The following is a 12,910-nucleotide window of genomic DNA, read 5'->3' as shown; positions in this document are numbered from 1 at the left end:
CATCATTCTGGAGCAATGAGGTTTTGACTTGAAGTCTCTCATAGTTATGATCTTGTTAACTTAAAAGAATCGTCTGCGGTCGCGACGTTAACAACAACAGGTGTCTTCGTCGGGACACACGAGGTGAATGTTTCTGCGCTATTCCACCAAAAGGTCGGAGGCAGGCATTTTCTCCACAACGTCCGGCGCATGGCCCAGATGCGAAATATGAGGACGTGATGGTTGCTTTCAAACAGGTGCAGTTGACCGGACTTACCGTTGCCAATCCCACGTCCCTGCAGATCGGGCCCGACAACAAGCTCTATGTCGCTCAGGATAACGGTGTCATCATCGCCGCGACGGTTGCGGTCGACTCCGGTGGAAACTACACGGTAACTTCGAAGGAGACGATCAGCCTCGTCCGCTTCATTCCCAATCATAACGACGACGGAACTTTCAACGCGGCGCTTGGCACGCGCCAGGTTACCGGTCTCCTGGTTACCGGTACCGCGGACAATCCGGTGATCTACGTCAGCTCGAGCGATCCGCGCATCGGTGGGGGGACCAGCAAGGGCGACACGGGTCTCGACACCAATTCGGGCACCTTGTCGAAACTGTCGAAGGATGCCTCGGGCAACTGGGTCAAGGTCGACCTCGTATACGGGCTGCCGCGCAGCGAGGAAAACCACGCGGTCAATGGGCTTCAGCTCGACCCGACCACGGGTCATATCCTGCTTGCAGTGGGCGGTGGCACCAATGCCGGCGCGCCTTCCCAAGAGTTCGGATATCTTTCGGAGTATGCCTATGCTGCCTCGGTCGTCGACATCGATGTCGCGGCAATCGAGGCCATGCCGAGCAAGACCTACCGGGGGCAGACCTACAAATATGTCCTGCCGACAGTGGACGACCCGACCCGATCGGCGCCAGGCGATGTCGTTGCGGCAGGCCAGCCCGAAGTGTTCGGTGGCAACAATGGCCTCAACCAGGCCCGGCTGACCCCAGACAGCCCGGTCCAGCTCTACGCGACGGGTTTCCGCAATCTCTACGATATCGTGCTGACGGACAACGGCCAGTTGTACGGGATCGATAACGGGGGCAATCCGTCATGGGGCGGGCCTCCGCTCTACCGCCAGGCCGACGGCACGATCGGCACGACGCCGACAGCGGATATCGTGAATGTCCCCAATGACGGCAGCGGATCGATCAACAAGGCGCCGCTTCATCTGATCACGCCGGGCTACTACGGCGGGCACGCCAACCCGACCCTGGCAAACCCGACCGGTGCCGGCCTCTACCTTCCCGACGGCACGCCCGTCACGCTTCCCAGCGACTGGCCGCCTGTCCCGGCGGGCATGTCGCAGCCGGTTGCGGGCTACTATCTCCCGCCGGGCGCCAATCGTGCCGATCTCCTTCCGGCTGCGCTGCAGAACGCGCTTTATCTTCGCGGGGAACTGACCTTCTTCTCGGGCTCGGTCAACGGGATTGACGACTACCAGGGAACCGCGTTCGGCGGAGCGATGCAGGGCGACCTGATCGCGGCCTCGCTCAACGACGACAGCATCTATCGCATCGACCTTTCGCCCGATGGCAAGACGGTCATTGGCGTGACCAACCTCACCCCCGGCGGTGTTCTCGGCAATGGCGCGGCGCTCGATGTCCATGCAGCCCCACAGGGAAGCCCCTTTGCCGGCACCATCTGGGTCGGGAGCTATAGCGGCGGCATCACGATCCTGGTTCCGGACGAATCCGGCGGTGGCGACGGGGTCAGCAATGACGTCGACAACGACGGGTTGAACAATGCGATCGACCCGTTCGGGGTGGATCCGACCAATGGTCAGTCGGTGGTTCTCGAAGGCGGCTCGACCCTGACCTGGACCTTCAGTCAGAACGAGCCCCACCCGGGCCCTGGCGGGATCGGCAACCTCGGGTTCACCGGGGTGATGACGAATGGCCAGGAATCTTTCCAGCTCCAGTACGACGCCAACAAGACGATCATGGGCGGTGCGGCTGCCGGTGTCCTCATGCAGGACATTGCCGACGGCACTCCCATGGCCAACAACCAGACCGACGCCTTCCAGTTCGGCGTTGAAATCGGTTCGGACGTTGGCAGCTTCGTCATCAAGACCAAGGTCAACAGTCCGTTTGACAACACGGTTCCGACCGACAACCAGAGCGTCGGTTTCTTCATCGGCACGGGCGACCAGGCCAATTATATCAAGATCGTTGCCGGTTCCGCGACCGTCGATGGGGTCCCCAACCAGCCGGTGATCGACATCCTCGTCGAGAACAACGACGTGATCGTATCGCATCAGGTGATTTCCGCACCGGTATTCGGTGGTGACTATCCGGAAACATCTGCATCCGATGGTTTCGTGCTCGAGCTGCGTGTCGATCCCATAGCCGGTACCGTCACGCCGGCATGGTCGATTGTGCGCGGCAGCACTCCGGATTCTATCGGAACGACGATCACTGGTGAAGGCGAGGCAGTGACCGTGACCGGTTCGCTGCTGGCGGCCATTCGCGGCAATTACACGATCAACTCCGCCTCGGGGCCGGTCGCGTCGGGGCTTGCGGTTGGCATTATCGGCACCTCCGATGGTCCGGGGGCGCCGTTCTCGACGACCTGGAACCAGATTTCGATCACGAGCACGCCCAAGCCCGATGCCGGAGCCGGCGCCGCGCTGCTGACTTTCACGCCGGGCGGATCGCTCGACGTCAGCACCTATCAGGCAGATACAGTCAGGATCGACAACCTGATTACCTCGGGCAAGGATCTCAAGCAGGTCGTCATCGATCTCGATCATGCGGTGCTGCCTGATGGCGCCTTCTTCGATCCCAATGCGGCAGGCGGCGACAACGGCAAGGCATTCCAGCTCAACACAGTCGTCGGATCGCTCACGGCGAAGGCTACTTACCAGAACGGCAGCGCTTCGACCGGCTACAAGCAGATCACGATCGACTTCACCGATTTCAACCCGGGCGAGCGCGCCAGCTTCTCGTTCGATATCGACCCGAACTCGTTGCTGGGCTTCACCCAGACAGTCACGCCGGGGGGCGTATCGGGTGCTGAGCTAGCCGGCGCCAAGGTGACCTATGTCTTTGCCGACGGCTCGACGGCGCAAGGTGACCTGTTCGGCTCGGGTATCGCGCAGGCTGAATCGCGCGGGGTAACCAATCCTCACAGTGCGCCGGTGGTCTCGCTCCAGTCGCAGACCTCGGGCAATGTCGCGTTCCCTGCGGCCGATCCATCGATCACGGTGACCGGCACGCCGGGTTCCACGGTGCGCGTCCAGATGATGACGACAGCGATGCTGAGCGTCTCGTCCGATGACCCCTTTGACGGCAACAGCGCGACCGACATCACCTACGAGACAATCGTGCTCGACGCATCGGGCAAGGGTACGGTTTCGGCAACCCTCTCGCTCGGTCGGGTCCTCGTTGTCGTGGCAGCGGAAGTGAACGAGCAGGGCTATGCCATCAGTGCGGTGAGCGAGCCCTTGCGCATCATCGAGCAGACCGACCCGGTCTCCTCGGTCATCGGCACCGACGTGGGTGAGCGTCTCGACGGTTCGTCCGAGAACGATGGTATCGATGGCCGGGGTGGTGACGACCAGCTGTTCGGCTTCGAAGGTGACGACCTGCTCAATGGCGGAGTCGGCAACGACACGGCCACCGGGGGCACAGGCGATGACACTTATGTCGTCGATTCCACCGGCGACATTGTCGTCGAGCTTGCCGGCGAAGGCACCGACACGGTCAGGACGACGCTTTCGAGCTATACGCTTGGGGCCAATGTCGAGAACCTGATCTATACCGGAACCTCGAACTTCACCGGGACCGGAAATGCGCTGGCCAACGTATTGACCGGCTCGCTTGCGGCTGACAGGCTCGATGGTCAAGCCGGCGCCGACGTGATGCGGGGCGGCGGCGGCAGCGACACCTATGTTGTCGACAATGTCGCCGATGTGGTAATCGAAAGCCAGAATCAGGGCAACGACCGGGTTCTTTCGCGGGTGAGCTACACGCTTTCCGATAACGTCGAGACGCTGCAACTGACGACGACGAAGGCAATCAACGCATCTGGCAATGCCGGGGCGAACACCCTGATCGGCAATGCGGGCGCCAATGTGCTGGACGGGCGTGGCGGTGCCGATACGCTGACCGGAGGCGACGGCAACGACACCTTCCAGATGCAGCGCGGCGAAGCCAATGGTGACGTCGTGACCGACTTCACCGGTGCTGGAGTCGCGGGTGGCGATGTCCTCTATCTTGTCGGCTATGGGGCAGGGGCCACCATCACCCAGGTCGGGGCGACGGACAGCTACGTTATCAAGGCGGGGCCTGCGTTTGGCGGTGTCACCGAAACGATCCGCCTGGTGGGCGTCACCAATCTCACCTCGGGCGACTATGTTTTCATCACGCCACCCAACGCGGCGCCGACGGACATTGTCCTGACCAATCAGGTCATTGCCGAAAACCTTGCCTCGGGCACGACGGTTGGATTCCTGTCGACGGTCGATGCGACGCCTAACGAGGAATTCACCTATAGCCTGATTGGCGATGCCGACGGGAAGTTCGCGCTCATTGGCACCCAACTCGTGACGACGTCGTCGCTCGATCGAGAGGTCCAGTCAAGCTATGACATCGTGATCCAGGTCATCGACGGCGGTGGCAATGTTCTGGAGCGGACGCTGACGATCGACGTCACGGACACCAACGACAATGCACCGACGATCTCCTCTGCTGCCAGCTTCACCATCGAGGAAAAGCAGTCGCAGGTGGTGAGCATCCAGGCAAGCGATCCCGATCTTGTCGGAACGCCGCTTTCCTATGCGATAAAGGCCGGCGAGGGCGATGCGGGCTACTTCCAGATCGTCGAGGGCAACAAGCTTGCGTTTGTCGCGCCTGCCGATTTCGAGGATCCGCATGGTCCCGAATACAGCGTGACCATCCAGGTATCCGATGGACTGCATGTCACCGAGCAGGTGATCACCGTGACGGTGACCGACATCGACGAGAGTGTTGTCAATTCGGCCCCGACCGACATCCTTTTGTCGGCAGCGACCGTCGCCGAGAATGCTGCGGGAGCAACGATTGTCGGCGTCCTGTCAACGATCGATCCAGACATCGGGGATGTCGCCACCTTCGAACTGACCGATGATGCCGGCGGGCGTTTTGCCCTCAGCGGCAGTGACCTTGTCGTGGCAGGGCCGATCGATTTCGAGGCGACCCCGAGCCTCCAGGTCAAGGTTCGTGCAACCGACAGCGTCGGTCACCAGATCGAGAAGACGCTGACCATTTCGGTGAGCGATACCGTTTCGGGCGACGAGAAGGTACTGACGTCGGCTAACGACAGCTTCACGTACCAGACGGGGCTTTCGTTCGATCGCATCGACGGGGCTGGAGGCACCGACGAACTGATAGCCACCGGGACAGCGGTGACCCTGGCCGGCACCGGCGACTTTGTCTCGCTCGACCTCGACAGCAACGGCGCAGCTGACTTTCTCGCACGCTCGGTTGAAAAGATCACCTTGTCGGCGACCAGCCTGGTGGTGGGGTCGAGCCTCGCCGGCACGGGCCTTGCCAGCGGCGTTCTTGCAGTAACCGGCAACAGCAACGCCAACACGTTCGACGGTTCGCTTGCCGGCGTGAAGCTCAATCTCGTCGGCGCTGCCGGCAATGACATCCTCAAGGGTGGCAGCGCTTCGGACATCCTCAATGGAGGCACTGGAAATGATGCGATGACCGGTGGTGCCGGCGACGATTTTTATTACGTCGACAGCACCAGCGACAGCGTGACCGAGGATCTCAACGGCGGCATCGATACCGTGTCGACGATGTTGACGAGCTATACGCTTGGCAGCAACGTCGACAACCTCGTCTTCGGCGGCACCAAGGCTTTCAAGGGCACCGGCAATGCCCTGGCCAATACCCTGACTGGCGGGGCAGGGGCTGACCGTCTCGATGGTCTGGCGGGAGCCGACACCATGGCCGGTCTAGGTGGCAACGACACCTACGTGGTTGACGACATCAACGATGTGGTGATCGAAGCGGCAGGCTTGGGTGCTGACCGCGTGCTCTCAAAGGTCACCTACACCCTGTCCGACAACACCGAGACGCTGCAGCTAACTTCGAGCAAGGCCGTCAACGGCACAGGCAATGCGCTGGCCAACACGCTGATCGGCAACTCGGCTGCCAACGTGCTCGACGGCCGCGGAGGCGCTGACATCCTGACCGGCGGCAGTGGCAACGACACCTTCACCTTCCGGCAGGGCGAGGCATCAGGCGATGTCGTGACCGACTTCACTGGTGCGGGCGTAGCGGGCGGCGACGTGCTGACGTTCAGCGGTTATGGCGCTGGCGCTACGCTGACCCATGCTGCGGGCTCGGACATCTATGTGATCCACGGGGGCGCTGGCCACATCGGCGAAACCGAAACCATTCAGATCACCGGCGTGACCAATCTCGTCGCAGGAGACTATCTCTTCGTCTGATTTCGCGCTGGCGCAATGTCGTTCGGTAACTTGTAAGTGTCCGTATCGGTAGGGGGTGACCGTGCAGAAGTGCGGTCACCCCCTACCAGTTTCGCCCGGAGATATCTTTAGTGACAGGCGCATGTCTCCAGCTGAGCTGACACATAATAGATATGGTCGGCCGTTATACCCCATGTCAGGTAGAATGATCGCGGGGGAGGGGGGCATGCTGCATCTGCACAATTTGGCACACTCCTTCGTTGCTTTGCAACAAGCTGCCCGACGCCGCGCAGTATGAATGTCGCCTTGAGGCAGCGCCGCCATGTATCACAATATTCAGCATTAATAACGATTTAGGGTTTGGCGCGCACCAAAAACTGCGCGGAGCCAGAGCTTGGCAGATGAAGACGAGTTCGCGCCGGTGGGGCTTTCAAACAAAGAAAGTTTGCTGTAGGTGCGATATTGCCTTGCAGCATGGCGGCGGGATTGGCAGTCTTTCAAGCAGCGGCGTCCAAGGGCCGAGGTGCAGCGGTTGAGCCGGGACAGACCGCAGAGCGAGACCCCGCAGGTGTTGGCCAAACGTTTGTCTGTGGAAGGAACTTACATTGAGCGGGAAGAAGGTCGCCCTCATTACTGGGATTACGGGCCAGGACGGCTCGTATCTCGCCGAATTCCTGCTTGAGAAGGGCTACGAAGTTCATGGCATCAAGCGTCGTGCATCTCAATTCAACACGCAGCGCATCGACCACATCTATCAGGATCCGCATTCACCGTCACCTGACCTCAAGCTGCACTATGGCGACCTCTCCGATACGTCATGCCTTACGCGCCTGGTTCAGGAGATCGAACCCGACGAGGTCTATAACCTTGGTGCACAAAGTCATGTAGCGGTGAGCTTCGAAGCACCAGAATACACGGCAGATGTAGACGCCATCGGCACACTGCGCTTGCTTGAGGCCATTCGGTTTCTTGGTCTGGAGAAAAAGACGCGGTTCTATCAGGCATCTACTTCAGAACTGTATGGCTTGGTTCAGGAGACGCCCCAGCGCGAGACGACGCCTTTCTATCCCCGGTCTCCCTACGCCGTAGCGAAGCTGTATGCTTACTGGATTACGGTGAACTACCGTGAAGCCTACGGTATCTACGCCTGCAATGGTGTTCTCTTCAACCATGAGAGCCCGCGCAGAGGCGAGACGTTCGTGACGCGCAAAATCACGCGAGGCCTTTCCAACATTGCTCAAGGGTTGGAACCTTGCCTGTTCATGGGCAACATCGACTCTCTGCGAGACTGGGGGCACGCCAAGGACTATGTCCGCATGCAGTGGCTAATGCTCCAGCAGGATCACCCGGAGGATTTCGTCATCGCAACGGGGGTGCAATACTCTGTTCGTGAGTTTATCACGTGGTCAGCCGAGCAGCTGGGAATCACGCTGCGCTTCCAAGGCCATGGCGTTGACGAAGTCGGCATCGTCGAATCTGTCAAAGGTGACCTGGCACCCAGTATTGCTACTGGCGATGTCATCGTGCGGATAGATCCCCGCTACTTCCGTCCGAGTGAAGTGGACACGCTGCTTGGTGATCCCACCAATGCTCGAGAGAGGTTGGGCTGGATTCCCGAAATCACTGTTCAGCAGATGTGCGCTGAGATGGTCGCAGAAGATCTCAAGGTGGCGAAGCGGCACGCTCTGCTTCGATCACATGGGTATCACGTGCCCGTTTCCTTGGAGTCGTGAGGCAGTTCAATGCGGGTATACGTCGCAGGACATCGTGGCATGGTGGGCGGCGCGATCAGCCGCAAGCTTGAGGAAAGAGGCGTCGACATCGTCACCCGAACTCATTCTGAACTCGACCTTACTGATCAGGCAGCTGTCAGGAACTTTTTCGTTGCCGAGAAGGTCGACGGCGTGGTCCTTGCTGCCGCCAAGGTCGGCGGCATCCACGCCAACAACACGTATCCGGCCGAGTTTATCTATGAAAATCTGATGATTGAAGCGAATGTTGTGCATCAAGCTTATGCGGCTGGTGTTCAGCGCCTGTTGTTTTTGGGCTCGTCCTGCATTTATCCGCGGGCGGCGCCGCAGCCGATGGACGAGCAGGCGCTCCTGACGGGTATTTTAGAACCTACCAATGAGCCTTACGCCATCGCCAAGATTGCAGGTATCAAGCTATGCGAGAGCTATAATCGTCAGTACGGCACTGATTATCGCAGCGTGATGCCGACCAACTTATACGGGCCAGGCGATAACTTTCATCCTGACAACAGTCATGTAATGCCTGCACTGATCCGGAGATTCCACGAGGCGGTAGTGACCGGCGCAAAGGAAGTCGTGATCTGGGGGACGGGGAACCCCTTGCGCGAGTTCCTCCACGTCGACGACATGGCCGACGCTTCCCTGTTTGTGTTTGGCTTGGATCGGGAGACTTATGAAGCTCATACCACTCCGATGCTCAGTCACATCAATGTCGGATATGGGAAGGATGTCACGATCGCCGAGTTGGCATCCCTGATCGCTCAGGTCACTGGATTTGCCGGTCAGGTACGCTTCGATACGACGCGCCCTGATGGCACGCCACGAAAGCTAATGGACTCTAGCAGACTGACTTCCATGGGTTGGGCTCCCAAAATAAATCTTAATCGTGGTGTACAGGAAACGTACGACTGGTACCAAGCGACCTTGGCGTGACGGACAAAACTGATCCCTCAAGCACGACTGCTTGGATCAGATTGGAAAGCGGCAAACGTCGGAGCGCCATGCCAAGAATCTCGAAAGTGGCCAGATGAACGTCCTCGTCGTAGGTATCAACTACGCTCCAGAAATGGTCGGTATTGGCCCGTATACAGCAGGGATGGCAGAGTTTCTCGTCGAGAAAGGCCATGCAGTCACCGTAATTTGCGCCCCTCCCTACTATCCGGATTGGAAGGTGAAACCAGGCTATGATAGCCGTCGTCGGTGTGTATCAATCGAGAATGGGGTTCGCGTCGTTCGAGTGCCAACCTATATTCCGGCAAGGCCGAATGGTTGGCGTCGTCTTGCACATCACGCCAGCTTCGCAGCCAGTGCGCGACTCGCGGTTGCAACCGAAGCGCGATTGTCAAAACCAGACGTAGTTATTGCCATTGCGCCATCCTTGATATCCGTCACGGCAGCTAGAGATGCGGCGCAGAGGGCAGGCGCCAAACTTTGGCTCCACGTCCAGGATTTCGAAGTTGAAGCGGCTTTCGCAACCGGACTGTTGCTAGAGGACGGAATGGTTGGTTCTGCTGCAAAGAAATTTGAAAAGTGGATGATGCATGCCGATAAGATTAGCACGATCTCTCCACAAATGTGTGCGCGACTTCTTGAGAAGGGAGTTGAGCAGGATCGTGTTGTAGAGTTTCGCAACTGGGCCAACCTCGAAGAGGTGGCTCCACTTGACCGCAGGTCATTATACTTTGATGAGTGGGGCATTGATCGAAAGTATGTTGCGCTTTACTCTGGTAATATTGCAAATAAGCAGGGTATTGAAATTGTAGTTGATGCCGCCAGAATGTTATCTTCCAGGAAGGATCTCATTTTTATTGTCTGCGGGAACGGAACTAATCGGCATAGGCTCGAAGATATATCTTCTGATCTTGACAATATTCAATTTCATGATTTACAACCTCGCGAGCGGCTATCTGAACTTCTCTCCATGGCCACAGTTCATCTCCTTCCTCAGATCGCTGAGGCTGCAGATTTGGTCTTGCCTTCGAAACTGACCAATATGCTAGCGTCTGGCCGGCCGATTGTTGCGACCGCAGCTCCAGGGACGGGATTGGCGAACGAGGTGGGAGACTGTGGTGTTGTCACGCCCCCTGGAGAGTCTGGAAGCTTTGCGTCCGCTATAGGTCAGCTGCTCGACGCCGAGGAATGGCGCATTCACGCCGGGCGAGCGGCCCGCAAACGGGCAGTGGAGCGCTGGGGGCGTCAAGCAATTTTGCAGGAATTTGAACGCGCGCTTGCCGAGTTGACCTCCGAACCACGTGCGGCCGCGTCACGAGTTGATCACGAGCGTTGATGGCATGGTCAGGTTTGCAGCTAACAAACGCCTTGGACGGAGCCTGCTGGCTCAGATCTACAGCCAGGCGGTCACTATTGTTTGCCAGCTTGCCTTGGTGCCATTGCTGTTGGGCGTTTGGGGCCCGGAACGGTATGGTGCGTGGTTGGTTCTCGCAGCGGTTCCGACATTTCTTACTTTCAGCGACTTCGGTTTCACGTTCGTAGCAAAAAACGAGATGACGATTGCGGTCTCATCGGGTCGAAAAGATATAGCCCTCGAGACATTTCAGAGCGTATTTTCGCTAATAAACGTAATAATGCCTTTTTTGATATTGGCAATAATATTATCTATATTATCATTTGACTTATCACGAACATTAAATATCTCCATTTCGTCTGAAACTGAAATAAAGATTGCCACATTTGAAATGGTGGTCAATGTTATTCTATATCAATATTTCCTTCTTATTTGCGCCGGGGTGCGTTGCGAGAATAGACCTGCGACGGAGGCTGTTCTTGCAGCAACCTCTCGTCTGGCAGAGAGTGTTGCCTACGGGGTGGCGGCGATTTTCTCGCATAATTTCGCCGTAATTGCTTTTTTCGGCTTGGCTTCTAGAGTCACATTCATCGCAATATCCTATGTGCAGATGAAACGACTATCTCCGTGGCTTAAGCTGGGCACGAGGTCTGCGAGCTTGCAGGAGGTTAGAAGGTTGGCGAAGCCAGCTTTGGCCTACATGTTGGTGCCGATTAGCCAGGCCGTACTGATACAAGGGCCTGTGGTGCTCTTGGGCGCGGTCAAGGGGCCGTTAATGGTAGTGGTTTTTTCCACCACAAGAACACTCGTACGAGTTGGTACTTCCGCTGCAAATATGTTCAATAACGCGTTTGTTGCGGAGTACTCATCTCTCGCTGGTAACGGTGATACGCGTTCGTTTTTCAATCTATATAAGTTTCATGCGATAGTAGCAGTGTCCTTGGTGGGATTCTATTCTCTATCGATGGTCCTATTAGGGCCTTTGGTTTTGAAATTATTCACTCACGGGAAGGTTGAGTTTGTACATCCTTTTGCGGAACTGATGCTTTGCGCTGTGGCTTTGGAGATGATCTGGACATCTTTATTTACTCCGCTTTCATCGATAAATAGGCACGTACTGGTGACCTACATCTTGGCTCTATTAAGCTTGCTGGGCATGCTGATGTCTTTTGCGGCAGCGCCAAAATTCGGAATCAACGGGGTCGCTGCAATACTGGTTGCGGTGAATGTCGGGATGGTCATGGTTTGTTTCCGAGTCTTGCATTCCGCATTGGCAAAGGGGGTTCTACATGGACGAGCCGAATAGGAGGCGCCTTAATGTTACCTTCATTGGGTTAGGTGCGTTTGGTGCACATGGTGGGATTCAGCGTTTCAATCGGCGCGTTATTGACGTGCTGAATGAAGGCCACTGCGGGTCGAAGGTGATCATGCTAGGTGATTGGAAGTGCGTTCCAGATCATTATGGGTTGCCGGCGGGGTCTTTTGTTGGTTGTGCTGGAAGCAGATGGTTGTTTGTGACGCAATTCATCCGCAGTTTGCCCAAGACTGACATTCTTGTTTTGGGGCATATCAATCTGCTTCCACTGGCAGTTTTGTTTCGCGCTTTGCGACCCAGTCGGCGTACCGTTCTGTTTGCTCACGGCGTTGAGGTATGGGGTGATCCTTCTTATCGAAGACCTCGACGGTGGGAGCCATCGGCACTCCGCGCGGCGATCGATAAAATTGCCATTGTAAGCGTTTATTCTCAAGGGCTCATGGCGCGGGCTTTTGGACTGAAATTGGAACAATTCAGTCTGTTTCCTAACGCGGTAGATGTCACGGATCGAGAGAATGCCAAGCGAAGCAGCCCTATCATTCTTGCTGTATCCCGCTTGGCTATAACCGAGCGTGGCAAGCATATAGATAAGCTGATCAAATCTTTGCCCAAGGTCCTGGAGAATGTGCCCGATTCTCGGCTGGTTGTAGTTGGTGATGGTGAACTCTTGCCGGAATTGAGGGGGGTCGCAGATTCCTGTGGAGTCAGTGACAATGTTGAATTCCTTGGGTCTGTTTCGGATTCTGTATTGGCCGATCTGTTTCGGCAAGCGGCCGTGTTCGCTCTCCCTTCATCTAAGGAAGGTTTTGGGATCGTCTTTCTAGAAGCTTGGCTGAGAGGATTGCCCGTTGTCGGTTCGCAGTTCGGCGCGGCGGCAGAAGTGATCGAAGACGGAGTCGACGGGATTACCGTTGATCCTCAAGACACCGATGCCTTGGCTGGTGCGCTCTCGCGCCTGTTGCTCGATAGGGATCTATCGACGAGCATGGCGGAAAAAGGGAGGAAGAAGGTCCTCAGCCGCTATTCGCATGATAACTTCAGAGTAAACTTCGATCGCCTGATGAGTGCACTGTCAGGCTAGTTTGTC

General features: G+C 57.2%; 6 protein-coding genes. All 6 read left to right on the top strand.

Features of this window, described 5'->3' with window-relative positions:
* Window positions 1–218 precede the first annotated feature (218 nt).
* The 6 genes from POM99_RS17480 (at window position 219) to POM99_RS17455 (ending at window position 12,904) form a co-directional block, all read left to right on the top strand.
* The gene (locus tag POM99_RS17480; RefSeq protein ID WP_277279772.1) at window positions 219–6,473 is read left to right on the top strand and encodes a cadherin domain-containing protein; all 6,255 of its coding nucleotides are present in this window, start codon (window positions 219–221) and stop codon (window positions 6,471–6,473) included.
* Window positions 6,474–7,057: 584 nt separating this feature from the next.
* A complete protein-coding gene (gene gmd, locus POM99_RS17475) occupies window positions 7,058–8,185 on the top strand; it encodes a GDP-mannose 4,6-dehydratase (protein ID WP_277279771.1) in 1,128 nt (375 codons plus the stop codon).
* Between the two features lie 9 nt (window positions 8,186–8,194).
* The gene (gene fcl, locus POM99_RS17470; protein WP_277279770.1) at window positions 8,195–9,136 is read left to right on the top strand and encodes a GDP-L-fucose synthase; all 942 of its coding nucleotides are present in this window, start codon (window positions 8,195–8,197) and stop codon (window positions 9,134–9,136) included.
* A 94-nt stretch (window positions 9,137–9,230) separates the two neighbouring features.
* Window positions 9,231–10,490, top strand: coding sequence for a WcaI family glycosyltransferase (locus tag POM99_RS17465; protein WP_277279769.1), 1,260 nt, complete (start codon window positions 9,231–9,233; stop codon window positions 10,488–10,490).
* A gap of 4 nt (window positions 10,491–10,494) precedes the next feature.
* Window positions 10,495–11,814 carry a lipopolysaccharide biosynthesis protein gene (locus POM99_RS17460; protein ID WP_277279768.1) on the top strand — a complete coding sequence of 440 codons (1,320 nt, stop codon included), beginning with the start codon at window positions 10,495–10,497 and terminating at the stop codon, window positions 11,812–11,814.
* On the top strand, window positions 11,798–12,904 hold the full coding sequence (locus tag POM99_RS17455) for a glycosyltransferase family 4 protein (protein ID WP_277279767.1): 1,107 nt from the start codon (window positions 11,798–11,800) through the stop codon (window positions 12,902–12,904). The genes POM99_RS17460 and POM99_RS17455 overlap by 17 nt, the downstream gene beginning before the upstream one ends.
* Window positions 12,905–12,910 lie beyond the last annotated feature (6 nt).

The organism is Novosphingobium cyanobacteriorum (assembly GCF_029436685.1).
In the GTDB taxonomy this organism is placed as follows: Bacteria; Pseudomonadota; Alphaproteobacteria; order Sphingomonadales; family Sphingomonadaceae; genus Novosphingobium; species Novosphingobium cyanobacteriorum.
The sequence above is the reverse complement of the archived record's forward strand: the minus strand, read 5'-3'. Positions and strand labels throughout refer to the sequence as shown.

Coding starts and splice junctions, on each gene's coding strand:
- POM99_RS17480 (WP_277279772.1), top strand. CDS start 219: ATGGTTGCTTTCAAACAGGTGCAGTTGACCGGACTTACCGTTGCCAAT.
- POM99_RS17455 (WP_277279767.1), top strand. CDS start 11,798: ATGGACGAGCCGAATAGGAGGCGCCTTAATGTTACCTTCATTGGGTTA.
- POM99_RS17460 (WP_277279768.1), top strand. CDS start 10,495: ATGGTCAGGTTTGCAGCTAACAAACGCCTTGGACGGAGCCTGCTGGCT.
- fcl (WP_277279770.1), top strand. CDS start 8,195: ATGCGGGTATACGTCGCAGGACATCGTGGCATGGTGGGCGGCGCGATC.
- POM99_RS17465 (WP_277279769.1), top strand. CDS start 9,231: ATGAACGTCCTCGTCGTAGGTATCAACTACGCTCCAGAAATGGTCGGT.